The sequence below is a fragment of the Actinomadura opuntiae genome, assembly GCF_030283205.1.
Lineage (GTDB): Bacteria > Actinomycetota > Actinomycetes > Streptosporangiales > Streptosporangiaceae > Spirillospora.
In genome coordinates this window covers 1-26931 of sequence record NZ_JASNWF010000011.1, presented here as the reverse complement: position 1 = coordinate 26931, position 26931 = coordinate 1, and the positions used below count along the sequence as shown (strand labels likewise).

At 69.5% G+C, this 26931-nt stretch carries 24 protein-coding genes and 4 pseudogenes; 9 read left to right on the top strand and 19 right to left on the bottom strand.

The genetic code is table 11. The features are described 5' to 3' along the window. Window positions 1–753 precede the first annotated feature (753 nt). The 4 genes from QP089_RS23775 to QP089_RS23760 all read right to left on the bottom strand — a co-directional run bounded on the left by QP089_RS23775 (window position 754) and on the right by QP089_RS23760 (window position 4387). Window positions 754–1554: an alpha/beta fold hydrolase gene (locus QP089_RS23775; RefSeq protein WP_285914112.1), complete on the bottom strand. Its 801-nt coding sequence runs from the start codon at window positions 1552–1554 to the stop codon at window positions 754–756. Window positions 1555–1697: 143 nt separating this feature from the next. Next, window positions 1698–2345, bottom strand: coding sequence for a TetR/AcrR family transcriptional regulator (locus QP089_RS23770; protein WP_285914111.1), 648 nt, complete (start codon window positions 2343–2345; stop codon window positions 1698–1700). Beyond that, window positions 2342–3223, bottom strand: coding sequence for an oxygenase MpaB family protein (locus tag QP089_RS23765; RefSeq protein ID WP_285914110.1), 882 nt, complete (start codon window positions 3221–3223; stop codon window positions 2342–2344). The genes QP089_RS23770 and QP089_RS23765 overlap by 4 nt, the downstream gene beginning before the upstream one ends. A gap of 132 nt (window positions 3224–3355) precedes the next feature. Beyond that, a complete protein-coding gene (locus tag QP089_RS23760; protein WP_285914108.1) occupies window positions 3356–4387 on the bottom strand; it encodes an SMP-30/gluconolactonase/LRE family protein in 1032 nt (343 codons plus the stop codon). 218 nt (window positions 4388–4605) lie between these two features. Between QP089_RS23760 and QP089_RS23755 the strand changes: the two genes are divergently transcribed. Next, the gene (locus tag QP089_RS23755) at window positions 4606–5220 is read left to right on the top strand and encodes a TetR/AcrR family transcriptional regulator (protein ID WP_285914106.1); all 615 of its coding nucleotides are present in this window, start codon (window positions 4606–4608) and stop codon (window positions 5218–5220) included. 259 nt (window positions 5221–5479) lie between these two features. On the opposite strand, the gene QP089_RS23750 is transcribed toward QP089_RS23755, so the two are convergent. Genes QP089_RS23750 through QP089_RS23740 form a run of 3 tightly spaced genes read right to left on the bottom strand, consistent with a single transcriptional unit; the run spans window position 5480 to window position 7817 of the window. Next, on the bottom strand, window positions 5480–6310 hold the full coding sequence (locus tag QP089_RS23750) for an SDR family oxidoreductase (protein ID WP_285914104.1): 831 nt from the start codon (window positions 6308–6310) through the stop codon (window positions 5480–5482). Beyond that, entirely contained in the window at window positions 6307–6738 is a 432-nt protein-coding gene (locus QP089_RS23745; protein ID WP_285914102.1) for a nuclear transport factor 2 family protein, read from the bottom strand. Before QP089_RS23745 ends, QP089_RS23750 begins: the two co-directional genes overlap by 4 nt. Before the next feature lie 11 nt (window positions 6739–6749). Next, on the bottom strand, window positions 6750–7817 hold the full coding sequence (locus QP089_RS23740) for an NAD(P)H-dependent amine dehydrogenase family protein (protein WP_285914100.1): 1068 nt from the start codon (window positions 7815–7817) through the stop codon (window positions 6750–6752). Between the two features lie 117 nt (window positions 7818–7934). On the opposite strand from QP089_RS23740, the gene QP089_RS23735 reads away from it, so the two are divergent. Next, window positions 7935–8639, top strand: a complete 705-nt coding sequence (locus tag QP089_RS23735; RefSeq protein WP_285914097.1) for a TetR/AcrR family transcriptional regulator — start codon at window positions 7935–7937, stop codon at window positions 8637–8639. Window positions 8640–8822: 183 nt separating this feature from the next. Here the strand turns inward: QP089_RS23735 and QP089_RS23730 are convergent, their stop codons facing one another. After that, window positions 8823–8975 carry a hypothetical protein gene (locus QP089_RS23730; RefSeq protein WP_285914093.1) on the bottom strand — a complete coding sequence of 51 codons (153 nt, stop codon included), beginning with the start codon at window positions 8973–8975 and terminating at the stop codon, window positions 8823–8825. 6 nt (window positions 8976–8981) lie between these two features. Here QP089_RS23730 and QP089_RS23725 point away from each other — a divergent pair, with 6 nt between their 5' ends. Both QP089_RS23725 and QP089_RS23720 read left to right on the top strand, forming a co-directional pair. Next, the gene (locus QP089_RS23725; protein ID WP_285914090.1) at window positions 8982–9881 is read left to right on the top strand and encodes a PaaI family thioesterase; all 900 of its coding nucleotides are present in this window, start codon (window positions 8982–8984) and stop codon (window positions 9879–9881) included. Window positions 9882–10098: 217 nt separating this feature from the next. After that, window positions 10099–10590, top strand: a pseudogene (locus QP089_RS23720) (MFS transporter); the annotation flags it as partial. 293 nt (window positions 10591–10883) lie between these two features. Here the strand turns inward: QP089_RS23720 and QP089_RS23715 are convergent. From QP089_RS23715 to QP089_RS23705, 3 genes are all read right to left on the bottom strand, one after another. Continuing rightward, the gene (locus QP089_RS23715; RefSeq protein WP_285914087.1) at window positions 10884–12824 is read right to left on the bottom strand and encodes an alpha-L-rhamnosidase C-terminal domain-containing protein; all 1941 of its coding nucleotides are present in this window, start codon (window positions 12822–12824) and stop codon (window positions 10884–10886) included. A 65-nt stretch (window positions 12825–12889) separates the two neighbouring features. After that, window positions 12890–15079: an alpha-L-rhamnosidase-related protein gene (locus tag QP089_RS23710; RefSeq protein ID WP_285914085.1), complete on the bottom strand. Its 2190-nt coding sequence runs from the start codon at window positions 15077–15079 to the stop codon at window positions 12890–12892. A gap of 597 nt (window positions 15080–15676) precedes the next feature. Beyond that, window positions 15677–16336 (bottom strand): TetR/AcrR family transcriptional regulator, encoded by a 660-nt coding sequence (locus QP089_RS23705; protein ID WP_353070612.1) that lies wholly within the window; start codon window positions 16334–16336, stop codon window positions 15677–15679. A gap of 108 nt (window positions 16337–16444) precedes the next feature. Between QP089_RS23705 and QP089_RS23700 the strand changes: the two genes are divergently transcribed. After that, window positions 16445–17365, top strand: a complete 921-nt coding sequence (locus tag QP089_RS23700) for an SAM-dependent methyltransferase (protein ID WP_285914084.1) — start codon at window positions 16445–16447, stop codon at window positions 17363–17365. Window positions 17366–17407: 42 nt separating this feature from the next. On the opposite strand, the gene QP089_RS23695 is transcribed toward QP089_RS23700, so the two are convergent. Then, entirely contained in the window at window positions 17408–18430 is a 1023-nt protein-coding gene (locus QP089_RS23695; protein WP_285914082.1) for an LLM class flavin-dependent oxidoreductase, read from the bottom strand. Window positions 18431–18669: 239 nt separating this feature from the next. Continuing rightward, complete coding sequence (locus QP089_RS23690) at window positions 18670–19614, bottom strand: GlxA family transcriptional regulator (RefSeq protein ID WP_285914080.1); 945 nt, start codon at window positions 19612–19614, stop codon at window positions 18670–18672. 81 nt (window positions 19615–19695) lie between these two features. On the opposite strand from QP089_RS23690, the gene QP089_RS23685 reads away from it, so the two are divergent. Then, window positions 19696–20553: an NmrA family NAD(P)-binding protein gene (locus tag QP089_RS23685; RefSeq protein WP_285914078.1), complete on the top strand. Its 858-nt coding sequence runs from the start codon at window positions 19696–19698 to the stop codon at window positions 20551–20553. Here QP089_RS23685 and QP089_RS48850 read toward each other — a convergent pair. Together QP089_RS48850 and QP089_RS23680 are read right to left on the bottom strand one after the other, a co-directional pair. Next, window positions 20554–20625 (bottom strand): annotated as a pseudogene (locus QP089_RS48850) (mycothiol transferase); the annotation flags it as partial. Between the two features lie 319 nt (window positions 20626–20944). After that, window positions 20945–21625, bottom strand: a complete 681-nt coding sequence (locus tag QP089_RS23680) for a TetR/AcrR family transcriptional regulator (RefSeq protein ID WP_285914076.1) — start codon at window positions 21623–21625, stop codon at window positions 20945–20947. Between the two features lie 115 nt (window positions 21626–21740). Between QP089_RS23680 and QP089_RS23675 the strand changes: the two genes are divergently transcribed. The 3 genes and pseudogenes from QP089_RS23675 to QP089_RS23665 form a co-directional block, all read left to right on the top strand. Then, entirely contained in the window at window positions 21741–22058 is a 318-nt protein-coding gene (locus QP089_RS23675; protein ID WP_285914074.1) for a putative quinol monooxygenase, read from the top strand. Between the two features lie 74 nt (window positions 22059–22132). Next, window positions 22133–23371: an FAD-dependent oxidoreductase gene (locus QP089_RS23670; RefSeq protein ID WP_285914071.1), complete on the top strand. Its 1239-nt coding sequence runs from the start codon at window positions 22133–22135 to the stop codon at window positions 23369–23371. 201 nt (window positions 23372–23572) lie between these two features. Next, window positions 23573–23757, top strand: a pseudogene (locus QP089_RS23665) (IS5/IS1182 family transposase); the annotation flags it as partial. Window positions 23758–24062: 305 nt separating this feature from the next. On the opposite strand, the gene QP089_RS23660 reads toward QP089_RS23665, so the two are convergent. The 4 genes and pseudogenes from QP089_RS23660 to QP089_RS23650 all read right to left on the bottom strand — a co-directional run. Continuing rightward, entirely contained in the window at window positions 24063–24308 is a 246-nt protein-coding gene (locus QP089_RS23660; protein ID WP_285914069.1) for a hypothetical protein, read from the bottom strand. Window positions 24309–24555: 247 nt separating this feature from the next. Then, window positions 24556–24966, bottom strand: a complete 411-nt coding sequence (locus tag QP089_RS23655) for a RidA family protein (RefSeq protein WP_285914067.1) — start codon at window positions 24964–24966, stop codon at window positions 24556–24558. 771 nt (window positions 24967–25737) lie between these two features. Further along, window positions 25738–25926 carry a hypothetical protein gene (locus tag QP089_RS48845; protein WP_353070616.1) on the bottom strand — a complete coding sequence of 63 codons (189 nt, stop codon included), beginning with the start codon at window positions 25924–25926 and terminating at the stop codon, window positions 25738–25740. Further along, window positions 25919–26425 (bottom strand): annotated as a pseudogene (locus QP089_RS23650) (maleylpyruvate isomerase family mycothiol-dependent enzyme); the annotation flags it as partial. The pseudogene QP089_RS23650 and the gene QP089_RS48845, both read right to left, overlap by 8 nt. Window positions 26426–26931: the final 506 nt, after the last annotated feature.

Sequence of the window (26931 nt, the reverse complement as noted above, 5' to 3'; positions counted from 1 at the left end):
ATCATTTTTCCTTCGAGGAACTCAGCGGCTTCGTCGCCGTGGCCGAGAAGCTCCACTAAGGGCTGGAACTGGTTACGGTGTTCGGCGGCGGGACGGTGTCGTCCTCTGATGGGCAACTCTTCCCGGTGCGGCAAGCCGCGACTGCGGCGGATCGGGCGCTTGCGGCGGCACTGCTGCACCGGTCGCCTCGCGTGGTGTTGCGGCGGACGCGGTTGGTGGTGTGCGGCCGGACACGGTCTTGCGCTGGCACCGCGACCTGCTCGCTGGACGGTACGCCGCCCGCTCGAAACCCAAGCGTCCGGACCGCCCACCGACCGTCCGCTCCATCCGGCTGCCGGCGCTTCGCATGGTGCGGGAGAACCCGAGCTGGGGTCACCGGCGGGTGCATGCACGCCGCTAGCAGGTCACCCAACTGAGGATCGGTCTCATGGGCAGAATCGTTCCGCTCATCGTCGCCTTCGCCCCACACGCAGCGTCCTGCCGCCGGTAGCTTTGCACGTTTGCTCGTACTCGGTTCTGTACCGCGAGGAGTACGCGGACACCCACGAGAGGCAGCGGGTGGCGGGTGCCTTGTAGTGGCTCCGGAGGTCACCGGTCAGTATCTGCCACCGGAAACTGTCGCAGAGGCCAACGACCTGGCTCAGGCGGGTGAATTCGTCCTCGATCTGCTTTCTGATCTGGTTCGCCCCCCTTTCGCCGCTGTTGCTTTATCCGCTCGTGTAGGGCGAGTGGCCTGGTCGGGGTGTGCCGGCGTCAGTGCGCGTTCGGGCGGAGGAAGTCGGTGAGTATGGGGGCGAGGTTTTCTGGGCGGCGGAGGATGGTGTGGTCTTCGCCTGGGATGGAGATGTGCCGGGCGCCGGGGACGGCAGTGGCGACGGCCTTGGCCGCGACCGTCAGCCAGGGCTGGGTTTGGTCTCCGCTGACCGCCAGGGTCGGGATCGTGATGTCGTGCAGGTCGTCGGGAAGGGCGAGGTCTGGTCCGCAGACCGCGAGGTCGTAAGGCAGGGAGTGGGCCAGCGCGGTCATCGCAGCCCAGGCGGGGCTGTCGCGCATCTCCGAGACGACCTGCGCCGGGACAGCGGCCTGTTCCTGCAGGAAGAGCGTGGCCGCGCCGTCGCGGTCGTCGTTGGCCGCGAGCGCCTCGATCCGGGCGGAGACGCCACTGGCCGGGATCGGCCGGGCGCCGTCGACGGCGTACGGGGGTTCGGACACCAGGAGGGTGGTCACGGGCAGGTCGTGCAGGGTGGCGGCGATGGCGAGCACCCCGCCGGAGGAGTGCCCGAACAGGCTCGCCCGGCCGCCGACCGCCTCGATCAGCGCGGTGAGATCCTCGATCTCGCGGGCCGGGTCGAAGCGGCCGGCGTTGTCGGTGCTGTCACCGCGTCCGCGCCGGTCGTAGGCGATGGCCCGGTGGCCGCCGGCGGCGAGCGCGTGCGCCAGGCCGGCGAGGGCGGCGCGATCGTTGAACGCTCCGCCGATCAGGATGACGACGGATCCCGTCCCGACCGACTCGTAGGCGATCCTGCTTCCGTCCGCCGAGATGGCGATGTCCATGCGTGTCCTTTCGAACGAGGCGCCGAGAAACTGTCACGACGGGCGGAAACTACTGGTCAGGCGAGCCGTGGCCTGCGGTTGCTTTGATGCTGACCTGCCCAGAACTTCGGACCGGCCTGGTCCACGCGAGACGGCGGAGGAGGTCATGGCCGAGCCCCGGCGGTCGCGCGCTCGACCATGGGTGTGAGCACGTGTTCGGCGAACAGGCGCAGCTGGACGTCGTCGGTCACGTCGGGGTCGGCGGGCGGGACGCCCAGATAGGTGATGAACAGGCGGGCGAAGGTGTCGGCGACCCATCTGACTTCACGACTCGGGGCGCCGGGCCGGTCCCCGTGCATCTCGCGGGCGATGAATGCCGCTCCCATGGAGAGCACCTCGGCGTCGTTGGCGGCCACGGCTTCCAGGGGGAAGCCGGGGGCGGTGAAGGCGAGGCGTTGCAGGAGAGGGTGACGGCGGGCGAAGGTGACGGCGGCGACGAACGCCTCGGCGACGCCCGCTCGGCCGTTGGGCGCTCGGTCGATGCCCGCGGCGACCGCGGCCAGGAAGCGCTGGATCTCCCGGACGGCGAGCGCCTTGACCAGGTCGTCGCGGCGGGGAAAGCGTCGGTAGACCGTCATACGGCCCAGGCGGCTGCGGCGGACCACGTCTTCGACGGTCATCCGGTTGACGCCCACGGCGGCCGCTTCGGCGAGGGCCGCGTCCAAAATGTGTTCGCGGGTGTCATCGGCCTCGCCCGGGGGAGTGAGGGCGGCTTCGTTCAGGAGCGCGGCCCATTGCGGATCACCGATCATGTCTGCGTCCCGGCGGTCCGGGCGCGGGCCATGGCCAGGTAGGGCGGTTCCTGGAACGCCCAGCGGATCAGCCGGGCGTGCGCCCGCAGGTAGGAGTCGTCCAGTAGCCGCGCGGCCCCTACCGGGTGGTCGAGTCCGGTCAGGCGTCGTGCCCAGGGCGGCGCCAGGCTCATCCCGGCACGCACATAGAACCGTTGCAGTGGGGCGTCGAAAGGGCCCTGATGCGGCAGTTGCGGTGTCATCAGGAATTCCAGGAAATCTCGGGTCTGCTCGGTCACCGCCAGTTCGGGCCGCACACAGGAGACGAAGTCGGCCAGCTCGTCCATGGTCTGCGGAACCGCATCGGCCCCGGCCATCCGGCCGATGACCGCCTGCTCGGCCAGGTAGCGGTCGCGTGTTCGGGGGGTGAGGGGACGGTTGAACCGTTCGTACGCGGTCATGATCATCCAGGGGATGCAGGTGTGCACCCAGGCGATCAGGGCCGGGTCGAGTGCGCGGTAACCGGTTCCGTCCGGTCGGGTTCCGCTCACCTGCCCGTGGATCTTCTTCACTCCCTCGATCAGCCGCGTCGCGGCCTGGGTGCTGCCGAACGTGGTGCCGAGCACGTACCCCATCGTGGTCCGGCCGCGCCGGAACGGGGCCTGGCGATAGGCGGAATGGTCCTGCACTCCGGCGATCACCGACGGATGCAAGATCTCCAGCGTGATCGCAGCGGCCCCGGCCATGGCCACCGCTCCGAGATCGCCGTTCACCACCCATGACACGCTGCCGGGACCGCACAGTCCCGGATCCCCCGCCGGACCGGCGTACACGCTCGGCTGGTCGTGCCTGCCACTGAGGGTCTGGACTGCTTCGACCACCTGACCACGAAGATTCATCGCGACCTCCCAAGCAGATGGTACGGCAGAGATATCATTCGTACCAGGTAGCCATGCGTGTCCGCGCAGGTTGGCTTGGGCGGCGTTGCAGAATGGGCCACGGCTCGGTGTGGCCCATCCCGCGTGGGCGCGTTAGCGCCGCTGCAGTTTTGCGAGCATCAGGGTGGGGTCGTTTCCGGCGAGGTTGGCGCCGTTGGTCACATAGACGCGGTTTCCTCGGACGATGACGGCCGTGGTCCCCTGCATGCCGTCGTCGGCGTCCAGCAGGGTCTCGTGTGCGCCGTCGGCGTCCACGCGCACGAGCTTGCTGCTCTGGTTGATCGCGGCGAGGATCTCGGTGCCCCGCCCGGTGAAGTCGAAGTCGTCGATGCCCTCCAGGCCCCTGGCCCGGACCTCGGCGCGGCCGGAGCCGCCGTTCTCGGTCACCGGGAGGCGGACGATGGTGCCGTGGTCGGAGTTGGTCGCCCACACGGCACCGTCGTGGATCTTCATACCGTTGGCGCCGAAGAAGCCGGCAGGCGCCAGGGCAGGGTCCGCCGACCACACGGTGGCCTTGCCGCCGCTCAGCGGGGCCTGCCAGATGCGCCCGCCGGCGGAGTCGGTGACCAGGAAGCGGTGCCGCTCACCGTCGATGACCAGTGCGTTGGGGAAGGTGTCGGCGGGCAGCGGCACGACGAGCCGGGGCTCACCGGAGCGACGGAGCTGCCAGATTCCGGTCATGCCGCCCTGCCCGGAGGAGTAGAGGAAGTACACGGCGCCGCGGTCGGACCGGGCGACTCCGGTGACATCGGGAGCCCCGACGACCGGGGTGGTGGTGCCGCCGTCCGGAGGCAGCGGCATGGTGGCGAGTACCTGGAGGGCCCTGTCCCGCGCGACCCGCACCACCTGGCGAGCGGAGATCATGCCGATGACCACGCTGCCGCCGGGCTCCACGGCGATGCTCTCGGCGACCTGGCCCGCGGCCCGGTCGAAATGGGCGAGGACGCCCACGTCGCTCAAGCCGGTGCCGGCGGTGCGGTCAGGGCGTGCCGGGGCGGTGGCCGAGACCGCGTCCGGGTTCGGGGCGGCGAGGGCCGCCGGGGCCGTAGCGAGCGCGCTGAGCAGGGCGGCGAGGCCCAGCGTGGTGGCGCGTCGCCGTAGCCCGGAGGGCCGGGAGAGGGACATGGTCTTCCTTTCGGTCGTGCGGGACGGAGAGGGACGGCGATGGCGCTGACCGTGATCGCGGACGCGACGCCGCCGGCGCCGGGCAGCCCGCGTAGGTGGGGAATGACAGACGCGCGTCCGCCACTTTGTACCGTCCAGTACAGAAAGTTCCGAGGCAGACTGTACCAGCCAATACAGAGAACGCTGTACTGTGAGGTACAGGACATGGAGGAGGCCGCATGGGACGCACACCGACCACCGCGCGGGGTCGCGCGACCCGGAAGCGCATCCTCGAGTCGGCGGCGGACCTCATCGAGCAGCGGGGTGTCGCGGCGGTGACGCTGGAGGACGTCGAACGCGCCGCGGGGGTCGGCCGCAGCCAGCTCTACCACTACTTCGACGACCGCGACGACCTCGTCCGCTCCGTGATCCACTGCACCGTGGACAAGGTGCTGGCCGCACAGGAACCGCTGCTCTTGCAGGTCGACTCGCCGGCCGGCATCGACCGCTGGTTCGACGCGATCGTGGCCAACGGAACGCGGCAGGACGCGGTCGGCGGCTGCGCGATCGGCTCGTTGGCCAGCCAGCTCAGCGGCCACGACGACCTCACCCGGCAGGCGTTCGTGGACGCCTTCGCACGCTGGGAGGCCCCCCTCATCGCGGGCCTGCGCAGGATGCAGGAATCGGGCGAGCTGCGCCCGGACGTGGACGTGACCGAGCTGGCCGACCTCACCATGGCCGCAATCCAGGGCGGCCTCCTGCTGGCCCAGGTCCGCCGCACACCCGACCAGCTCCGCCTCGCACTGCGCGGCGCGCGAGCCGCGCTGGAGGACGCGCTCAGCCCCCTGGCGTGAGGTGCCGGAACGTTACGGTCCGCGGAATCGGGTCTACGACTGCGGCGCTATCCAACCCCCCTCACGGTGGGCGACACACCGCAAGCCCCAAGGCGTTGCCGAAACCCATCAACACAGCAACCTGACAATCAGGGTGTTGCCCAAACTCATCGACAAGCGCGGCATCGGTTTCCGGCCCTACACCAGGCGCTCGACACCACCACCCGGTCGTCCATGTGTTCGCCGCGCTGGTCGAATTCATCCGCGAGCTGACCGTGCGTCATCGTGCTGCTGCTTCGGCCGCTGCCTGTAGTAGTTCGTCGTGACGGGTGGTGAGGGGGCCGACGAGGTCGCCGTGGGTGATGATGTAGCGCTCGCCGTCGAGGAGCCTTCGGATGACGTTGCGCGCGGCCTCCTGAGGGGGGAGGACTGTCTGGATCATGCCGGGGTTGCTGGCGACCATTGCTTCATAGTCATCCTGCTCGCCGATGCTTCGGCGCAGATGGTCCGGCTGCGCGGCGGCGCTGGTCTCCAGGTGGCGCGAGGCCATTCCGGAGGGGAAGACGCAGGTGACGGCGATGCCTTCGTCGCGCAGTTCCAGGCGGAGGGTCTCGGCCAGGCCCATCACCGCGAACTTGCTGGCCTGGTAGGCGGCCATCCGGGCGGCGGGGTCCAGGACCGAAGAGGACAGGGTGAAGGCCAGCCGCCCGGCCGGGGCCTCACGCAGCGCCGGCAGGCACGCTCGGGCGGTCCGGGCCGCGCCGATGACGTTGGCGTCCAAGACCCAGCGCCATTCGTCGTCGGTGAGACGCTCGACGGCGCCGAACAGCTGGACGCCCACGTTGGACACGACGACGTCGACGCGCCCGAACCGGCTCAGCACCGCGTCCGCCGCCGCTTGGACGTCGCTGGGCTCGGTGACGTCGACGGCGAGTCCGGCGGCCTGGACTCCGTGGGCGCGGGCCAGGGAGGCGGCTTCGGCCTCGGCGCGTTCACCGTCCCGGTCCAGCAGCGCCGTCCGCAGCCCGCGCTCGGCGCATCGCTCGGCGAGCGCCAGACCGAATCCGGAGGCGCCGCCCGTGATCACAGCGACCTGTGCTCCGTCGGTCACGCGGACTCCCCGGGGTGCGAGGTGGCCGGTTCGGTGAGGTCCATGCGCAGGCGGGTCAGGGTCGAGGTCCTGATCCGCCAGACGCCGCCGGTCTTGTCGTAGGTCTCGTGGTAGTGGCCGAATCCGATGAGTTCCCGGCCGTCGGCCCAGCGGAGGCGGTCCTCCATGGCCCAGATTCCGGCGGCGGTTGAGGGGGACGTGAGAGTGATCTCGGGCGTGTGGCAGTGGTGCACGCTCACGACGTCGGCCAGGGCCTCCCGGAGAAAGGTCATGAACTCCTCGGCGCCGGTGACCGTTCCGCCGCCCGAGGCGGTGGTGTCGATCACCGCGTCGTCGGCGAAGACCTGCCGCATGGCGTCCCAGTCCTTGGTGTCCATGGTGCGGCAGTAGCGGGCCTTGAGCTGTTTGATGGCTTCCAGGTCGTTCACGGGTCTCCCGTTCAGAGGCGGGCGGCGTGGAGGGATGCCTGGGTGGGCAGGTCGGCGTAGGTGACGATGCCCGGACGCGCGGCGACGACGGCGGGAATGGCGTTGACCACGGGCATCGCCGTGATGACCGAGCCGATGGCGAGCATGTCCTCCAGGCTCATCGAGGTCATGTCCTGCGGCAGCACCTCCACCCGGAGGTTGACCTGCGGGTGGCCGTGGACCTCGATGAGGTAGGCCATCGCGATCTCCCATGCCGGGTCGAGATCGGCGGTCACCGTCCAGCGCACGTGCGCCTCGGCGACGTCCGCGCCGCCGGAGGAGCCGATCCATCTGACGTCCAGCCCGGCGACGGTTCCCGCCTTGACCGGGCGCCCGGGGAGGTCCAGGTCCTTGGTGGCGTGGGCGAAGCCGACCTCGCAGCGGATGTCGTCGACGGTGGCCTCGAGCAGCTCGGCCATCGCCTCCACGGCGTCGCCGAAGGGGGCGGTGGCCTTCTCGACGTCCGCGGCGTGCCCGGGGTCGCCGGCCGGGCGGCCCCAGCCCAGGTCGTCCTGGTTGGCGTCCCCGGCCCACATGCCGATGTCGAAGGACTCGAAGACCTCGATGCGGTCGACCTTGCGGCAGACGCCCGAGGCGACCGCGGCCAGCTGGTCGGCGTAGCCGGGGTTGACGCCGCTGCCGAACAGGCTGGCCTTTCCCGCCAGCGCGGCCTCCTCCAGGGTCGCCCGCGCTGCCTCGCCGTAGGCGCGGCCGGTGATGAAGGACGCGGTCGTGAGGACGTTGATGCCCGCCCGTAGCAGCCGCGTCAGGTGCTCCATGTCGGGATGCAGCGGCATGTACAGGACGCAGTCGGGCGCCAGGGCGATGATCTCCTCGATGTCGTCGGTCGCGGCGACGCCGAGCGTGCGGCCGAGCCCGGCGAGCTCGCCGGCGTCCCGGCCCGCCTTGTCCCTGCTGTGGGCGTACACGCCGACGAGTTCCAGGTCGCGGCGCTCCGCGACGGCGGCGAGCGACTGGCGCGCGACGTTCCCGGTCGTCCACTGCGCGACGCGGATGGGCCGTTCGGACGCGGACTCCACTGTGCCTCCCTGGCGAAGGATCACCCGGGCCGTCAGCCCTGGTTCCGCCGAGCCTAAGCTTCAAAATTGACCGTGGTCAACATTTTCCCATCTTGAGATATCGATAGCATCTGAGCCATGAGCGCGAGCAGGGCGAAGAAGAGCGGCGGTAGAGATGCTGACCAGGGTCAACGACGAGCGAGCTTGGCGCAGGCGCGCTCTCGCGAGACCAAGCACGCACTCCTGCAGGCGGCCATCGCGCTGTGGCGCACCAAAGGGTTCGTCGACACCACGGTCGCCGACATCTGCCAGGCTGCCGGGGTCTCCAAGGCGCTGTTCTACTTCTACTTCCCGCGCAAGGAGGACGCCCTCCTGGAAGCCGGATTCCTGTCCACCAGAGACGCCCGCCACAAGTGGCGCGAACTGGTCGCCGACCCCTACGACCTACCAGAGGTGATCTTCCAAGTACTGGAGACGCTGGAACGCACCATGCGCCGCAACCCACCCGAGCTGCTCATCCACATCACCCTGGAGGGGCACCGTGCAGAGCAACGAGCCCTGGCCGAACAGCAGTCCGATGAGCACCACACGACCAGGTTCTTTTTCCTCGGCCTGCTGCAACGCGCCCAAGCCGACGGCAAGCTCCCCACCGGCCTGGACGTACTGCACCTTGCCCGCGTCGTCCAAACGCTCCTGGAGACCGGCACCCGGCACTGGGCCGCAGGCGAGTACGGCGAACACGGCTTCGCCGAAGTCGTCGGGCACGACATCAACGCCTTCATCACCGGCTACATCCAGACTCGAGAAACGGCCCCCGCACCGGTTCGCCGTCCAGGCTCCTAACGGAACGCTCACCGGATGATGGGAAGTGCCCGAGACCTGATCTCACGAACAGCCCGGCCGTCGCCATCCTGCGCTGCCGACCCTCGGACTCCCTGCGGCTCCCCGCAACCGGAAGGGACCGCCTGCTACCTGGATGGACGCGGATGCCGACGGGCGGCTCCCAGTAGCTCGACACCCTGCAGATCAAGACAGTTCCAGGACGCCGCCGCGCGTTCGTTCCGTGGTCGCCTGGTTCACCTGGCGCATGGCGCCCATGAACGCCGGCCCCTGCCCGATCCCGGCGACGACGCAGCAGATCAGGACGAGCGCGGTCGAGTGCAGCGCGCCGGCCGGCACAGTTCGATGCTCACCGACAATTTCAGCCAGACGATCAGCTTGTCGGACATCTCCGTCCTGTTACGGCTGGAACTCGGCGACACTATCGACTGGAAGACGATTTTGGGCCCCGATTTCGGACGCGGCGATCCCGCCCGTGAACTTGCCTCCGACATCGACGCCGCGAGCGCTGAAAACACGCAGAGGTACTGCGTCCTCGACGCCGCCGGCCTCGTGATCCCCGACTACTGGCGCCATCTCGATCCGGGATCGCGCGCCGCATTCGCCCGATGGCGCCCCGGCCCGCCACTGGTGCGAACGACCTGCCGTCTCGCTCATCGGACCGCGGACCTGCGGCGTCGATTTCTATACCAATTCGATCAAGGCCATCATGCGGAATGCCGGGGGCATGGCGCGTTCAGTCGCAGCCGACGCCGCACTGCGACGTCCATTGACGGTAGGCTCCTCAAAGCAATGAGCCAGATGCAAGTGAACCAGACAGGCAACGGAAAAGGAGAAGCAATGGAGCTCACACAAGAACGCATTTATGAGATGGCCCCATACGCCAAGACCCTCGGCATCGAGTTCACCGAGCTCACGCCCGAGAGCGTCCGGGCCCTACTCGTGGTCAGGCCGGAGCTGTCCACGCTCGGCGGGGGACTGCACGGCGGAGCGGTGATGAGTCTCAGCGACCTCGCCGGTGCCGTCTGCCTCGGGCTCAACATCGAAGAGGGAACGGGGTGGACCACAGTCGAATCCACCACGTACTTCCTGCGGCCCGTCCGCAAGGACGAGATCGCCGCCGCCGTCGCCAAGCCCGTCAAACTCGGACGCGTTCTGGTCAACGTCGAGATCGACCTGTTCGACAGCGCGGACAAGCACTGTGCACGGACCAGCCAGGTGCTGCAGATCCTGGGCGCCTCCTGACCGCGCAGCCGTGACCGCCACCACTCCCACCCGGATCCCGGCTCGCGGCTAGTTCCTCGCGTCGCGTTCACCCTGCTCGTCTCCCTCGTCGGGGCGAATATGCCCAGCCCGCTGTACGCCGGCTACGAGCAAAGGTTCGGCTTCTCGCCCGTTTTGCTGACACTGGTGTTCGCGACCTACGTCGGCATCCTCGTTCCCGCCCTGTGTCTGGCCGCTCCTCGCCGACACTCTCGGCTACCGTCTCCCGCTCGTCCTGTCGCTCGTTCTCGCGGCGGGCGCGATGGCGTTGTTCGCCGCCGCCACGGGTCTCGGCTGGCTCTTCGCCGCTCGGGCCGTGCAGGGTGTCGCGGTGGGCATGGGGTCGGGCATCGCTGCGAACGCCTTGGTCGCCACCGCCCCGGAGAACGATCGCGACCGCGCCTCCCTGCTGGCGTCCCTGGTCACCACCGCGGGCAACGGCATCGGGCCGGTCCTGACCGGCCTCATCGCCTTCTACCTGCATCTGCCCACGCGGTCGTACTACCTCGTGGAGATCGCCCTGTGCGTGGCGGCGGTCGCCGTGGCATCGACGTTGCCGTCCGGGCTCGGCGCCCTCGGCCGCCCTTGGCGCCCCCGCGTCCCCACGGAAGTCCGCGCGCAGTTCCGTGCGGTCGCCACCGTCATGCATAGATTCGTCGCGTTCAAGTATTTGAGGCGGTGGGGACGGTAGGGACCTTGGGCAGGGGGCGGAATCGTGACACCGCGTGGATCGGGGCGCGGTGGCCGTGGGCGCGCAACAGGAGGATCACGTCGATGGCGCTCAGGCTCGTACCGATGACGCTGACCGGCTCGTCCGGCGGAATCTCCAGAATGCGCTGGTAGTCCCAGGAGTCGGGCACATAGTGCGGATCTCCGGTGAGGTGATCGTCGTCCTCTAGCAGTGCCCCAGGTGCGTGCGGGGCGAGCAGTACGCTCCGGGGCCGCGTACGCCGTTGCGTCGGCGTGCGCGGCCCTTGCGTCAGGTCAGGTGTCCGAGGTGAGGGTCTCGGTCGTGCCGTGGATCTTGAGCGGACGGTGGCCTGGTAGCTGCACGGTGGCGGTTGTGCCAGATGGCGCCTTGACGGTGAGTTCGTGCCTGGCTCCGCGGCGGGTCCAGGTAACGGTGATCGGTCCGTAGGGGGTCGGGACCACTCCGTTGGCCCAGTTCAGCGTGCCGAAGTGCGGTGAGACGGTGAAGGTCCGGTAGCCGGGGTCGACCGGTTGGACGCCCAGTGCGTAGCCGGTCAATGCCGGCGTGGGGCCGGCGGACCAGCCGTGGGAGGCGCTGATCGAGCCGTCCTGAAGGGTGCCGTCGGGGAGATAGTTCTCCCAGAAGGTGCCGGTGTAGTTCGGGTTCTTGGGGTCGATCATCTGGTTCCAGGTGAGTGCCAGCAGCTTTTCGGCGTCGGTGGCGTAGCCGGCCTTGTAGAGGGCTTCGACTTCGAGGCCGGTGATGAAGGGACTGTGCGTGGTACTGAGGTCGGCGTCGGCGGAGAACGGACGTGAGCCGTGGGCGTCCCATAGGGTCTTCAGTGCGCGCACTATGCCGGGCACCTTGTCCTGTGGGGCGATGCCGAACAGTATGGCCAGGGAGTTGGCGTCCTGGGCGATAGTGCCGCGGGCGGTTTCGCCGAGACCGTAGGCGCCGGTCGCGGGGTTGAACAGGCGAGCGTTGATCGCCTTTTTGATGCGGGTGGCGGTGGCCAGATATTCGGTGGCCTTTCTGCCGTTGCCGAGTTGGGTCTCAAGGTAAGCGGCGTCGGTGAGGACGCGGTAGTAGAGCATGTTGGTGGCGGCGACCACGCCTGCCTTCGGGCCGTCGTAGATGTCCCAGTCCAGGCCGCTGTTGGGGCCACCGAAGACGTTGGCGGTGACGAGCAGGCCGTCGGCGTCGGTCAAGGTCGAGTCGTAGGTGATCTGACCTTCGACGTAGGGCAAGATCTGCCGGGCCATGTCGGTGTCGGCGGTGGCCCGGAAGTAGCCGACCGCGTCGTCCGCGGTCCATGAGGAGTAGGTGTTGGAATAGGCCGGGTCGAGGCCGTTGCTGCCGCCGGACGGAACGCCGAAGCCGGCCAGACCGGATCCGGGTTTGGAGAGTTTGAGCAGCGCGAGCAGCGATTTCTTGACGTACGGGGCGCCGTTGGAGCCGAGCGAGGCGAGAATGGCCGGGCCCTCGATGGCCAGATCCCCGGACCAGATCTTCCGGTCGCGTTTCGCTCCGTCGAGCACCGAGGGAGCGAGAGCGTCTTGGACGCCCTTGGCGGCCATGTCGGTCTGGACGGTGTACGCGCCGCCGAACCACATCCGGTTCAGCGCGTCCGAACTCGACAGGAAATGGCCCTGGTATTGGGCGGGAGTGGCGCGGTAGGCCTCGAAGGCGATGCCGGCCGCCCGCAAAACCACGGTGCCGGGCGTGGACAGGGTGATGGTCTCGTAGCGGAAGCCGCCCTCGAAGGTGCCGGAGACGCGGGAGTGCGCGGTGGGCGTGATCGATTGTTGGCGCTCGTAGCCGCCGGTGCCCACGCCGTCGCCGGTCGGCCGCCCGTCCGCGTCGAACAGGTACTTGCGCGTCTCACTGAAAGCCAGTTGCAGGGGTGGCGCGGCCGCGGCGGACACCACGTCGATGTACGGGGTGCCGACCATTTCCTTGCCGTAATCGAGCAGCACCGTTGCGGGCGGGCCGCCGGGCGTCACCGTCAGGGTGGTCGGCTCGGCTCCCCGGCCGGTGAGGCCCGGAGCATGCGTCACGTTGCCGGACAGCACCGCGGCGGTTACCGGACGCACGTTGCCCGTCGCCGGTCCCTGCACATACCTGCGCCAGTCCGGCGGTGAGGCATCTGCCGCCGAAACCGGCAGTGCGCTCCCCGCTGCGGCGCACACCACACCGGCCGCCAGCAGGGCGACTCGACTTCTTCTTCGCCTCATCGATCTCGTTCTCCTCGAAAATGGCGTGGGACGTCACGAATGACCCGGCTCGTGCCGCGCCGGTGTCAGCCTCGGGTGACGGTGACGTGGTAGCCGCCGCCCGGGACGTTGAGGGCGACGTAGCCGTCGGCGGCCCGGGCGTCGTACGCTTCGCTCTTTCCGCGGTTCCAGGCGGTCTTGCCGTTGACGGTGACGACGGACTTCTCGTCCGCCGGCACGGAGATCGTGCCGTGAGTACCGGAGGGCGTGCGGGCGTTCAGGTCGAAGTAGGAGGTGCCCGGGTTGGACGTCCAGCCGGCCGTGATGGTCCCGTTCTTGGTCGGCACGGCACCCTTGGACCACTTCAACGTTCCCGGTCGCGGCTTGATGCTCCAGGACGCGTAACCGGGATCGGCCGGTGCGATGCCGAGGACCTGTTCGGTGAGCTGCACGGTCGGGGAGGCCGCCCACCCGTGGGCGAGGCTGGCGGTGGTGCGGTTGACCCCGCCGGAGTTGTTCTTGAACTCCCACAGCCCGCCGGTGTAGAGCGGGTCGCGCTCATCGACCATCTGCCCCCAGGTGCGCCGCATGAGATCGAAGGCTCCGGCGGTGTCGCCGGCGGCGAACCGGCCGGCGGTCTCCATGCCGTTGCCGTAGGGCTCGATGGTGTGCCCGGTCGGGTCGGCAAGCCCCGGGCCGAGGATGGTGCCGTAGGGGGTCCACAGCTTCTTCAGCGCGGCCAGGACGCTGGCGCGGCGGTCTTCCGGGACGATGCCGTACTGCAGTGCGGCCGCGTTGGCGTCCTCGACGAGCCGGCCAGGGTTGTCGCTGCTCTGACCGTAGGCGCCGAGGTCGGGGTTCCACAGCCGGGTGTTGATGGCGGTCTTGACGGCCTCGGCGCGCGAGTCGTCGTCGGCCGCCGCGTCGGCGGAGCCGACCTTGCGCTCGACCCACGCCATCTCCCGCAGGAGCGCGTAGTAGTCGACGCTGTACTTGGTGACCTCGCCCGTCTGTGTCGCCTGCCAGTAATCCCGGTCGTTGGACACCACGAGGTCGTTGCCGTTGACGAACGTTGCGTTGTAGGCCAGCTCCCGGCGCAGCGCGGGGAGAGCGGCGCGGATGTAGGCCTCGTCTCCGGTGTAGCGGTAGTAGTCGATGAACGCGCGCGAGCCGTACTCGGAGTAGTTGTTGGAGTAGAACAGCGGCGAGCCCGCGGGGTTGCGGCCCTTGGCGAAGTCGGGTGATCCGGGGAACGCGCCGTCGGCCCGCTGGCTGGCGAGCAGCACGTCCAGCGACGACTTCACGTAGGGGGCTCCGGCGTCTCCGAGCGTGCTCAGGACGGTCGGTTCCTGGACGATCAGGTCACCGGTCCAGATGCTCCGGTCGCGCTTGGCGCCGTCGTAGATGCGGGCGTCGGGCAGGCCGTTGAGCCCAGGCGCCTTCATGTTCAGCTGCACGGTGTAGGCGCCCGAATACCACATCTTGTTCAGCTGGCGATCGCTGGACAGGAACCAGCCGGCATAGTCGCGCGGGGTCGCGCGGAACGCCTGGAAGTCCACACCGGCACCCGAGATCGACACGGTGCCCGGGGTGGTGAGGGTGAGCAGGACGAAGCGGAAGCCGCCATGGAACTTGGCCGTCACCCGTCCCTTGCCACCGGGCGTGAGGGTGTCGAGACCACCGACGCCGGCCAGCCCGGGGGACTCGTCCGACGCGGGCGCTCCGAGCGCGGTCGACACGGCCGTCCCCACCGGCAGCGCGTCCGTCAGGGCCGGAGTGAACGAGACGGTGCCCGTGGCGGCGTCGAACGCGGTGATGGTCCTGGCCTGCGCGCCCGCTCCCGTACCGAAGGTGATCTTGTCGCCGGTCTCGAGGCCGTTCGTGGAGGCCAGCTTGACCTGGGTCGCCCCGGCTGAGGCCTCGGCCGCGACGGTGGTCGCGGCCGGCTTGCGCAGGAATCCTCGCGCCTCACCGGTGACCAGCGAAAGCGAGGGCGCGCCCGACACCGCCGCGACGTCGATGTACGGCGTGCCGCCGACGTCCTTACCGAAGTCGAGTAGGACGGACGCCGGGGCCTGTCCCGCCACCGTGGTCAACTTCGTGGCCTGGCCCTTCCCCGTCACGAGCGTGTTCGGGTGGGAGACCTTGCCGCGGGCGTCCACGTGGACCGGCTTCACCTGCGCCGCCGAGGGTCCCAGCACGTAGGAGTGCCAGTCCGGGGAATCCGCTCTGGCGATCGCGGGCTGAACTCCGACGGACATTACGGTGGCGGCCAAGGCGGCCATCACGATCGTGAGGCATCGCCTTTCGGTCGACCGTCGCTTCAGACTCCGCGTGGAACCGTCCATCTGCGCTCCCTTCTCCATGCCGGGGGCCGGGGTGAGGCCCCTGCGGCGCGGCGGAACGACCAGCAATTAAAACGTTTTAATTACTGGCGTCTTCAGGAGCGTAAATGTGATCCAGAACGCACGTCAAGACCCGCCATGAGGCCGCCATGGCGATCAGAGCGCGCTACTGCTGGGCTGAGGATCTCGGCCGACTCCAGAGGGCCTTGACGGGCGGGAGGCGGCGGTTTATGTTCCTCAGAACGTTTTAACTGACGATCACATTCGGTAACCGCGGCCGGGCTCGCCGAGTGACCGGATGGCCGTTCGACGCCGTCAATGAGCCGGTCGATGTGGACGGATTTCGTGGCCGAGCCCGACGCCCACGCCCATGAGGGGCGACGGCAGGGACCCCTCGTCTCGGTACAGCCGCGGCGTGCGAGTACGAGGTGAGACGGCAGCGGGCCAGACGGCGAGGCCCGCATGTGCGCAGGAGAGCAAGACCCGGTCCGGTCCGCTCATGCCGACGACCGGGCGTTCGATCCTCGATCATCTTGTGGCTCCGCCTGGCGACCTGCGTCGAGGTACCGACACCGCAGGCGGCAGTTGCGGCGCTGGCGGCAGCGGCGAGGGCGCTGGTGAGGCTTGGAACGCTTGGATCATGAGTGCGGCGAAGCGCCGGGAGGCCGCGATTCCGGCTGACGGAGTGCTCGCGCGGATGCCGCTGTTGGCCATGATCATGAGGATGAGATCGTCCAGAGCGGCGTCGGGGCGCAGGCGGCCGGTGTCCTTGGCACGGCGGATCAGTTCGGCTGCTGAGGTCAGCGAGGAAGAGCGATTCGCGGCGAAATCCATCGCGCGCGGAAAGGCGGACTTGAACGCCGCGATAAAGCCGCGGTCGCGTGCTTGCAGCTCACACAGCTTCTCAATCGTCACGCAGAAGCCGTGCCAGGGATCGGGGTCGGCGAGCCCTTCGTCCAGGACGGATCGCCATGCCAGCATCTGGTCGGTGAACGCCTCGGCGACCAGCATCTCCTTGGTCGGGAAATGGCGGTAGACGGTCGCGGGCCCGACTTCGGCGCGTCGGGCGATCTCGCGGATCGGCACGTCCAAGCCGTCGGTGACGAACGCCGAGCGGGTCGCGTTGAGGATGCGGTCGCGGTTGTCCCGGGCGTCGGAACGCAGGTTGCGAGGCAAACGAGCAGTCACCGCTATCACTTTCGTTAGACGGATGGGGGCGTCCAACTATGGTCGGCTGATCAGTCCTGATCGAGCAGATCATGCCACCACGGGACCCAGTCCCGGGAAAGGCAGAGCATGAATTCCACCAGGTATGACGGAGACTCCTGGGACCTGGCCTCCAGCGTCGGCGCGACCGCGACCCTGGCCGCCCTAACACGGGCGATTGCGACCCGTACGGATCACGCGCTCATCGACGACGCGTTCGCCGAACCGCTCGTCCGGGCGGTCGGCATCGGCCTCCTCACCCGGCTGGCGACCGGCGAGGTGGCCCCCGACGACTTGGTCGGGCACGCAACGATCGACGGAGCCAAGGTACGGACCAAGTTCTACGACGAGTTCTTCCTCGACGCGACGAACGCGGGCATCACACAGGTCGTGATCCTCGCATCGGGGTTGGACTCCCGCGCGTACCGACTGCCCTGGCCGGCTGGAACCGTGGTGTACGAGGTCGACCAGCCGCAGGTCATCGAGTTCAAGACCCGAGCCCTGGCCGAGTTGGGCGCAGCGCCCGCCGCCGACCGGCGAGTGGTCGCGGTCGATCTGCGCGACGACTGGTCCGCCGCACTGCTCGCCGCCGGATTCGACCCGGCCCGGCCGACCGCGTGGAGTGCCGAGGGCCTGCTGGGCTACCTGCCGTCCGATGCCCAGGACGCCTTGCTGGACTCCATCACCGAACTCAGCGCGCCGGGAAGCCGGGTGGCCACCGAAAGCAGGCCCAACCCGCGACCGGACGACGAGGACCAGACCAAGGAAGGCCTTCACCGCATCTCCGAACGCTGGCGCGCGCACGGTTTCGATCTCGACCATGCGCGCCTGCGCCATTTCGGTGAGCGCAACGAAGCGGCTTCCTACCTGACCGACCTCGGCTGGACACTGAACACCATCACCATCCGAGACCTGCTCGCCGCCAACGACCTTCCGCCCATCAAGGACGACGACCTGCACATGGCGGACGTACGTTACGTCAGCGGTGTCCTCAACTTGACGACTGCCTGAGCGGGAAATGGGGTGCCGCGCCGAACAGGGCCGGCTTGGCTATCAGCGCCAGCCGAGTTCGGGTGCCACGTGAGCCAGGATGTTCTCTAGGACGTGCGCGTTGTAGTCCACGCCGAGCTGGTTGGGGACCGTGAGCAGCAGCGTGTCCGCGGCCTGAATGGCCTCGTCGCCGGCGAGCTGCTTGACCAGCACGTCCGGCTCGGCTGCGTACGAGCGCCCGAAGACCGCTCTGGTCTTCTCGTCGATCATTCCGATGTGATCGCCCGAGTCGGCGTTCCGGCCGAAGTAGGCGCGGTCCACATCGCTGGTCAGCGGGAAGATGCTGCGGCTGACCGATACACGCGGCTCGCGTTGGTGTCCGGCGCTCTTCCACGCCTGCCGGTAGGCCTCGATCTGCTTGCGCTGCTGGACGTGCAGCGGCTCACCGGTCTCATCATTCTTGAGCGTGGAACTTTGCAGGTTCATGCCCAGCTCGGCCGCCCACACGCCGGTGGCATTGGAGCTCGAGCCCCACCAGATGCGGTCGCGCAGCCCTGCGGAGTGCGGCTCGATGCGCAGCAGCCCGGGTGGATTGGGGAACATCGGTCGCGGATTCGGCTCTGCGAAGCCTCTGCCCTGCAGCACCGTGAGCAGTATCTCGGTGTGCTTGCGTGCCATGTCGGCATCGGTGTCGCCCTCGGACGGCTCGTACCCGAAGTACCGCCACCCCTCGATGACCTGCTCCGGTGACCCGCGGCTGATGCCGAGCTGCAGCCGTCCGCCGGAGATCAGGTCGGCGGCTCCGGCGTCTTCGGCGAAGTACATCGGGTTCTCGTACCGCATGTCGATCACGCCTGTACCGATCTCGATGCGCGAGGTCTTCGCGCCGATCGCGGCGAGCAGCGGGAAGGGAGAAGCCAGCTGCCTGGCGAAATGGTGCACCCGAAAATAGGCGCCGTCGGCGCCGAGTTCCTCGGCCGCCACGGCGAGATCGATCGACTGCAGCAGTGCGTCCGCCGCCGACCGCGTCCGCGAGCCCGCGCCGTCGCTCCAGTGACCGAACGAGAGAAAACCGATCTTCTTCACACCGGCATCAACCATCTCAGCGCCCGCGGGATTCCAGAGCGACTGAAGGCCAAGGCATCCAGACCTCGAGCGGGGAAGACGGGTGGCCACGGAAGCATCAACCCCCGTTCTGAGGCCGCGGCCGACCCGTCGGGTGTTAACGCCGTTGGACCTTCCACGAGGCCGCCGTCTGACTGGGGCGCGTCGACTTGTGGCGAGTCGTTGTTGTGAGCGCGGCGATGTCACGTGGCTCTTGCAGCTCAACGGGCGAAGGTGCGGCGGTAGGTGCGGGGCGGGACGCCGCGGCGCAGGATGAACTGCTCGCGCAGGACGGCCGCGTCGCGGTAACCGACCCGGCGCGCGATCTCCTCCACCGGCAGGTCGGTGGTCTCCAGCAGCTCCTCGGCCAGGTCGAGCCGCTGCGTGCGCAGCCACGCGTGCGGGGTGGCGCCCGTCGCCGCCTTGAAGCGGCGCGCGAACGAGCGGCGGCTCATCAGCGCGCGGGCGGCCAACTCGTCCACCGTGAGGCGCTGGTCGAGGCGGTCGCGCGCCCAGGCGAGCACGTCGGCCAGGCGTTGGTCGTCACCGCCGGACGGGACGGGCGCCTCGATGTACTGGGTCTGGCCCCCGTCCCGGTGCGGGGGCGTCACCAGGTCGCGGGCGACCCGGTTGGCGGTCGCCGCGCCGTGGTCGCGGCGCAGCAGGTGCAGGCACAGGTCGAGGCCCGCGGCGGCCCCGGCGCCCGTCGCCACCGTCCCGTGGTCGATGTAGAGGGCGCCGGGGCGCACCGCCACCCGCGGATACGCCGCCTCCAGCTCGGCGGCGTACCGCCAGTGGGTCGTGACGTCCAGGCCGTCGGCGAGCCCGGTCGCCGCGAGCAGGAACGTCCCGACGCAGTGCGCCGCCACGGTCGCGCCCCGCGCGTGCGCGCGGCGGAGGGCGCCCACGACGTCTGGTTCCGCGTCGCGGAACGCGGTGCCGGGCAGCAGCAGGACGAGGTCGGCGTCGGCGAGCCGGTCGGCGCCGTGCTCGATGCGGGTCGTCAGGCCCGTCTCGGTGCGCAGCGGGCCCGGCCGCACGGCGCAGAACTCCAGCTCGAACGGCGGGACGCCGTCGCGGGGCGCGAACACCGCGCCGACGATGCCGAGGCTGAGGGCGGTCACGCCCTCCGGGGCGAACGCGGCGATGCGCCGGAACGGTGCCATGCCCCGAGCATGGCACGGAAACTGCGATCAGTGGCAGATGGGCCACTGGCGGGGCGGTCCGGCGGCGGCGAGGCTGCCGTCATGACCGGCAACGACCGCCGCGAGCGCGGCGACAAGATCATTCTGGTGACGGGGGCGACCGGGAAGCAAGGCGGCGCCGCCGTCCGGCACCTGCTGCGCGACGGATGGCGGGTGCGCGCCCTCACCCGGGACGTGAGGGGCCCGGCCGCCCGCGCCCTGGCCGCCGCTGGCGCCGAGGTGACCGGCGGCGACCTGGACGACCGCGCCTCCCTCGACGCCGCCGCCGACGATGCGCACGGCGTGTTCAGCGTGCAGACCGGCGCGCTGGGCGTCCCGCCCGTCCCGTTCGAGGTGGAGGTGCGGCGCGGCATCGCCGTCGCGGAGGCCGCCGGACGCGCCGCGCACCTGGTCTACACGTCCGTCGCCGGAGCGCAGGACGCAGCCGGCGTGCCCGCGTTCGAGGCGAAGCTGCGGATCGAGGAGCACATCCGCCGGGCCGGGCTTCCGGCGACCGTGCTGCGCCCGGTGTCGTTCATGGAGAACTACCTCGGGGCGGATGCGATCGCCACCCCGTTCGCCCCCGGCGTGCCCGAGCAGCTGATCGCGGTGGACGACATCGGCGCCTTCGCCGCGCTCGCGTTCGCCGACCCCGCCGCCCACCTCGGCGAGACTCACTCCATCGCGGGCGACGCGCTCACGCCGCCGGACATCGCGGCCGCCTTCACCCGGGCGTCCGGACGCGACGTCCCCTATGTCCCGGTCCCGCTGGACGCGCTGCCTGCGGACACGGCGGCCGCCGTCGCCCACCTCAATGCGCGAGGCGGCTACGGCGCCGACGTCGCGGCCACGCGGGCGCTTCGCCCGCAGACCATGGACCTGGCCGCCTGGCTCGCCGCCATCGCCGTCGCCGCCGGGTAGTCAGCGGCCGACGGAGCCGTCCAGTCGTTCGCGCAGGATGTCGGCGTGGCCCGCGTGCCGGGCGGTGTGGGTCCAGCAGCCAGTGGCCGTCTCGCCCGCGAGCGGCGGCCCGGGTCCTCACCGCCGCCACCGCGAGGAGAGCTTGCGCGGTCTACCGGCTGCCTGGGCGCGGCCTCGGCGAGCAACCTCTCCGGCGCGGCCTTCGCCCCAGGGGAGACGAGAAGCGCCGCGGCCGCGGTCGCCCGGTCCTCAACGCGCAGCCGCTCGTACTGGGCCAGGTTCGTCACCAGCCGGCAAGACGCGGTCTGCACGTCCCAACGTCGGATCCGCAACCAGTCCTCGTTCAATTCCAGGCAGCGCGTGAGGACCAAGACGGCCGGTCGCGGCCGAGTCAGCGGCTCGCGTGTGCCCGCTCGATGGGCGGGTTCAGCAGGTAGCCCGCCGCGATCTGGATGAGCTGGTCGGTGAACACGTCGTCGGTGGTCGCGGGCGCGGTGAAGCCCGGCCCGTAGGCGACGCGCAGGACGAGCGTGGAAAAGAGCATGGTGAAGCAGGCGTGCACTGCGGTGGTCGGGTCCGGGTGGGCGATGCGGTCGGCGGCGCGCAGCAGGACGGCGGTGAACTCCTCGCCCAGCCGACGCGAGTAGGCCGAGCCGCGGCGCTTGACTTCCGGATGGGCGCCGGAGATCAGGACCACGGCCCGTAGAAAGCGCACGTGGCGGGTGAACAGTCCGGCGAGTTCGGTCACCGCTTCGCTTACCAGGCGCTCGGGCGCCAGGCCGTCCCACCGGCGGTGATCGCTGAAGACCACTTGGTCGGCGTTGAGCTGGGCGACGCCGTGCTCGTAGACGGCGAGGAACAGGGCGTCCTTGGTGTCGACGCGGGCGTAGACCGTCGGCGGCGCGACCTCGGCGCGCTCGCAGACCGCGGCGATGGTGAACGCCTCGTACCCGCCCTCCTCGATGATCTCCACGCCGGCGTCCAGGATTCGTGCCCACACCTGGCGGCTGCGTTCCTGGCGCGGTGGGCGGATCCGCAGGTCGGCGTCACCGGTGGCGCTCTCGGACGTCATGGCGGTCATTGTCGCGTACCGGCGGTCTCCGGTGAGGCCGTCGGGTTGACAGGCATGCGACGCGGGATACATCATCCCAAAACATTAGTGCACGCTAAAGTTTTGGAGGAGACGCATGTTGATCGTGATCGGGACAGGCCGACCGCTGCCCGAGCGGCGCGAGGAGTTTCTGCGCGCGGCGCAGGCCATGGCCGAGGCGACGCGCGGCGACGCGGGCTGCCTGTCCTACGGCTTCCTTGGCTCGATCGACGACGACACGGTCGTGAGCCTGGAGGTCTGGACCGACCGCGCCGCCCTGGACGCCCACCTAGAGCACCCGCACACCCGTGACTTCCTGTCCCATGCCGCCCGCCTCACCGACGGCACGTCGGACCTGGCCGTCTACGACGCGCACCGTACGGACCACCCCGCACAGAGCGCCGACGCAGGCTGACCGGCGCTCTTCACCCTGATCGGCCAGGCCGCTGCTCCACCTGCCGCTTTCGCACCACATCCGAGGAGGAACTCATGGCATCCACTGCGCGTGGACGGGTCGCCGTGATCGGCGCCGGGCCCGCCGGCATGGCCACCGCCCTGTCGGTCCACCAGACCGGCCACGAGGTCGTTCTGCTGGAGCGCTATCCGCAGGCCCGCCCGGCGGGCAACATCCTCAACCTGTGGCCGCCGCCCATCAAGGCGCTCGGGCTGATGGGCGTCGACATCGACGACCTCGGCTCCCCGTGCCACACCGAGTTCCGCAACATCGCCGGACGCCGCCGGGTCGCAGTCCACCTCCCCGACGACGTCGTCCGCGACTACGGCGGCGGGTTCATCGGGCTGCTGCGACCCGCCCTGTACGAGCGGCTGCTGGCCGCGCTCCCGCCAGGCGTCCTGCAGGTCAACCGGCGCGTCGAGCGGCTGGAGCAGGACGAGGGCGGGGTGCGCCTGCACCTGGCCGACGGCGAGATCCACGAGTGCGAGGTGGTGGTGGGCGCCGACGGCATCGACTCCCTGGTGCGCCGCACCCTGTGGGGCGATGCTCCCAAACGCGAGCACAACCTGCACATCTTCGGCGGGTTCGTCCTGGACGCCGACGTCCCCGCCGAGCCCGGGCGGTGCATCCTCACCCACAGCCGCACCGTTCAGGGCGCTTGGACCTCCATCCGCCACAAGGGTCGCGACGGTTTCCAATGGTGGGTGCTGACCGCCTACGACGCCAGCCGCGAGTTCACCGGCGACCTGCACGCCACCGCGGGCGGCCTGGCCCGCGGGTTCCCCTCGCCGCTGCCCGAGCTGATCGCCGCGACCGATCCCGGCGATGTGCAGCGCTGGCTGTTGCGCGACCGCAAACCCCTCAAGCAGTGGTCCAGGGGCCGCGCGACCATCGTCGGGGACGCCGCCCACCCGACCTCGCCCTACGCCGCCTACGGCGCCGGAATGGCCACCGAGGACGGCTACTTCCTCGGCCGCCACCTGGCCGGGATAGATCTGCGCGACTACGCGGCGGTCCGCAGCGCGCTGCAGGCATTCGAGACTCCGCGCAAGCCCCACACCGCCCGCCAGTCGCAGCAGGCGTTCGTGCTCGGCAAGATCTTCCACCACGCCCCGCCGCCGCTGCGGATCGTCCGGGACCTCGTCCTCGACCACACCCCGCTGCTGCAGAAGGCCGTCGGCGAGGCCTCACCCGCAGAGATCGTCAAGCAGATCGCCGAGATCGACGCCGCCGAACGCGCCTTCCAGAGCACCCTGGGACACACGGCTCAATGACAACGTGCCCAACCGACATGCCGGACGGCACCTCACGACCGCACCGACACCCGCGCTTTGCTCGGTGTCGCCGCCATGTCTCATCCGCCGCCCAGACCCCAACGGACCTGGAAGCCGTCGGAGACGGCGAGGACCTCACGACAGCTCGCCTTGGCGCCACCGGTCCCGGGCATCCCGCCGATCTGCGCACATCGCGGGCCACACTGTCGCCGGCCCGGCAAGCTGCACGCTGACAAGAGGTACGACGACGCCGACCTGCGGCGACGGTTGCCGCAGCGGGCGGCACCCCGCGCATCGCACGCCGTGGCAACGAGCGCTCGGATCGGCTGGGCCGACACCTCTGGGTGGTGGAACGACCGGTGTCGTGGTTCAACCGTCTGCGCCGCGGCCCTGGACGGCCGCCCGGCACCCCGAAGAGAGGCGAAGGCCAGGAAATGCTCCGTTTGCGGTCGTAGCGGGGCAACAGAGGGAGTTCGCCCTCATGGTCCACCCAGGTAGCCCGATGGGTCAGCCGCGGATGGAGCCGGCCCCATGCTACGAGACGGCCTTGCCGTAGTTCGCCGTGGCCGTGCGGGTGGTGACCGCCGGTTCGGGCCACGTCTGCGGCCTGGCGAAGCAGAACCTTGGCCCGTGCTTCGGCGGCGCCGACCGCGCTTCGGGTCATAGGTGCGGGGCGGCTTCGGCAGCCGCATCACACGGTCGCTGCGGACGCGGCCGACGAGCCCGACAGGCAGGTCCCGCAGGAGGCAGGCCAGGCGGGTGATGTCGTAACCGGCGTCAGGCCGATGGTGACGTCCGGCTCGCCCGGCGCCCACTGGCCCGCCGCGACGAGCCGTTCGACGACGTCGCGCAGCTGGGCGGCGGTGACCGCGGTGGCACCGTCGGCTGGACCAGGCCTGACTGCGTCCAGGATCTGTGTCCAGGACGTGGCGCTCATCTCCACCGCCGAGCGCACCGCACCGCGTCCGCCAGCTCGAACAGCTCATCTCCCCGCACGGGCCGGCACGCGTACAACGCGTCCCGGAAGCGTGACGCTTCCCCCACAGCAGCATCAAGCAGCAGACACTCCCTTGGGCCTTCGTCGTGGTCACATGCACCTTGGTCGGAGCACATGATCAGACGAAGGCCGCTCCAGCGTCCGGCGGATGCCAGCTGGGCTACCCGGTTCGATACGCCGTTCGAAATCAGTCAGGCAGCGCCACGGTGAGATCCACCTCGACGAGCTGTCCGCGAAAGCCCAGCTGGGCAACGCCCAAGAGCGTGCTGGCGGTGGTGAACGCCGGACCCAGGGCAGACTCGGTGAGCCGATGCCATACGGCTCCGAGGTCGTCCCTTTCGTCGCTCCGTACATAGATCACCGACCGCACCACGTGTGGCGGCTGGGCACCCGCCGCTGCCAGGGCAGCGAGCGCGTTAGCGACCACTTGGTCGACCTGCATCTCCAGGGAACCGGCACCGACGAGGTCACCGTTGCGATCAAGCGGGCACTGTCCCGCCAGGTAGGCCGTACGCCCTGCCTCTACCACCGTGACGTGGTGGTAGCCGGGTGTCTCATGCAGCGGCTCGGGATTGATGCGGGTGATCTTCTCAGTCATGTCGGCAAGTCTGACCAGCGCGGTGGCAGCACGCACCGCAATTTCCCCTCCGGCAAGTACTCCTCAACAACCTGAGGTCAAAGAACAAGCTGAGGGTGTCTTCAGATCCTGAGCGCAAGATCGCGAATCGGCCCTGATGAGGGGGCAGCGCCGGAGACGCCGCTCCCTGCACCTCCGCGGCTCGGCATGGTCGTGCATCACCGACGCGGCGCCGGGTGTCCCGAGGCCGGCCGTGCCCGCACCATTCCGCCAGGCCGCCTGCATCCCGGAAGGGCATCGGTTGCGGCGCTGCCTGCTCCGACCAGCCCGCCGCGACCGCGGTGGTGTGGAGGGCTCGGCGTTGGCCGGCACTTCCAGACCGCTGACCACCGACGCCCCCAGGGCCACAGCGCATAACGCGAAAACGAGCACGCATCTTCACACCCCTGTGCGAGACGCCCGCCGGGGCACCCGGAACACCGGTTAGATCCTGCCGAACGACTTGCGCGCATGACATCGCTGGGGGCTTCGCAGCCGCCTTGGAGGAGACAATTTAGGGGGCACGGCGAAGCCTGCGCCGTGAGGCGGCGACAAGGGCCATCGCGAGCATGAGCACGTTGACGACAGCAGCGAGGCTTCGCTGCCTGTTGGGACCCCGCGTGGAGAGCGACGACTGACCTCATGGCGCGATGTGGGACGTGGACCTATAAAGACATGGCCAAGGGCCGCGTCCCCGTGCGAGTTCCGACCGCTTCTGAGGGTGCAAATATCAGCGCGATCGGACCGATGAAGTCAGGGGACCAGCGGCCGGGCCAGCACGCCCAACGCCGCCTCACGGTCCCCATCCCAGGTCACCGATCCAGTATCCCGAGGCTTGCGGCCCCACAACATCAGCAGCAGGTCTTCGGCGGTTCCCGAGACCTCCGCGATCGGCTCCCCGGTCCCGTAAGTCCAGGAGCGGCCAGAGTCGGTGGCGGTGATCCGTACGGCCTGCTCGGGATAGGTGGCGGCCCCCCTTGGAGATCATGCGGGGCGCCATGGTGTCGAAGACCTCGGCGACACCGTCGGTGGCGAGCAACGCGTCCATCGGCTTTGTCGAGCCGAGCGCGTGCTCGGCGTCCCACCGGTGCATTAGTGTCTCCTGGCTGCGGCGCCGACGCCAGGACCCCACCGTGTGTGGCGGTGAGAACGTCCACGCCTCGGTCGCGGCATCGACCGACAGGGCTTGCACGAGAGCTTCCGCCGTCTTGGCATACCAAGCCTTGAGACCTGCCCGGTCACGGGGCGCGGCACCTTCGTCATAGCCATCGCCATGCCCGTCCCGCACAGCCGCGACGACCCAGAGGTTCCCTGCTCCCATGTGCACGGCCAGATCCATCAACCTCCAACCGCCGCAATGCTCGATCGGAGCCGACAAATCACCATCCAGCACTGCACCGAAGGCATCCAGTTCACGCCGGAGTTCAACCAGATAATCCACGGCGCCAAGATACTGCCCGCCGGTACGCGGGATTCGCCGCACGGCACGGGGCGAACGTTGCGTGACGCCGCCGAGGGCAGGCACGTGGTGCGTCGGCGGACCCGCCGCTACCGCGAGTCGGCCACTGCTCAGTTGGGGAACGAGGTCGAGGGGGACATCGCACCGCCCGACTGGCGGGCGGCCGCCTGGGTGCTGGAACGCCCCCGCCTCGACGGTTCACCTGGCCCTCGCAGCGGCAGGTGTCCGGCCTTGGGGAGATCGATCAAACGCCCGGCCTGGCCGTCCTTGCCGAGCACGTGACCGAGAGCCTCGACGAGTATCGGGCTGAACTGGAGGGCCTGCACAACGCCTCACCCTCGACACCACACCTGCCATCAGCAGTTAGAGCGTGTCTCATGTGGGCTGTTTGGCGAGCTTCTTGTAGCAGGTGATGGCGGCGGCCAGGACGAGGAAGGCGTTGAACAGGTGGCCGTGGCGTTCGTAGCGGATGGTCAGGCGCCGGTAGC

Coding starts and splice junctions, on each gene's coding strand:
- QP089_RS23775 (WP_285914112.1), bottom strand. CDS start 1,554: ATGGACATCGCCATCTCGGCGGACGGAAGCAGGATCGCCTACGAGTCG.
- QP089_RS23770 (WP_285914111.1), bottom strand. CDS start 2,345: ATGATCGGTGATCCGCAATGGGCCGCGCTCCTGAACGAAGCCGCCCTC.
- QP089_RS23765 (WP_285914110.1), bottom strand. CDS start 3,223: ATGAATCTTCGTGGTCAGGTGGTCGAAGCAGTCCAGACCCTCAGTGGC.
- QP089_RS23760 (WP_285914108.1), bottom strand. CDS start 4,387: ATGTCCCTCTCCCGGCCCTCCGGGCTACGGCGACGCGCCACCACGCTG.
- QP089_RS23755 (WP_285914106.1), top strand. CDS start 4,606: ATGGGACGCACACCGACCACCGCGCGGGGTCGCGCGACCCGGAAGCGC.
- QP089_RS23735 (WP_285914097.1), top strand. CDS start 7,935: ATGAGCGCGAGCAGGGCGAAGAAGAGCGGCGGTAGAGATGCTGACCAG.
- QP089_RS23725 (WP_285914090.1), top strand. CDS start 8,982: ATGCTCACCGACAATTTCAGCCAGACGATCAGCTTGTCGGACATCTCC.
- QP089_RS23715 (WP_285914087.1), bottom strand. CDS start 12,824: ATGAGGCGAAGAAGAAGTCGAGTCGCCCTGCTGGCGGCCGGTGTGGTG.
- QP089_RS23700 (WP_285914084.1), top strand. CDS start 16,445: ATGAATTCCACCAGGTATGACGGAGACTCCTGGGACCTGGCCTCCAGC.
- QP089_RS23690 (WP_285914080.1), bottom strand. CDS start 19,614: ATGGCACCGTTCCGGCGCATCGCCGCGTTCGCCCCGGAGGGCGTGACC.
- QP089_RS23685 (WP_285914078.1), top strand. CDS start 19,696: ATGACCGGCAACGACCGCCGCGAGCGCGGCGACAAGATCATTCTGGTG.
- QP089_RS23680 (WP_285914076.1), bottom strand. CDS start 21,625: ATGACGTCCGAGAGCGCCACCGGTGACGCCGACCTGCGGATCCGCCCA.
- QP089_RS23675 (WP_285914074.1), top strand. CDS start 21,741: ATGTTGATCGTGATCGGGACAGGCCGACCGCTGCCCGAGCGGCGCGAG.
- QP089_RS23670 (WP_285914071.1), top strand. CDS start 22,133: ATGGCATCCACTGCGCGTGGACGGGTCGCCGTGATCGGCGCCGGGCCC.
- QP089_RS23660 (WP_285914069.1), bottom strand. CDS start 24,308: ATGAGCGCCACGTCCTGGACACAGATCCTGGACGCAGTCAGGCCTGGT.
- QP089_RS23655 (WP_285914067.1), bottom strand. CDS start 24,966: ATGACTGAGAAGATCACCCGCATCAATCCCGAGCCGCTGCATGAGACA.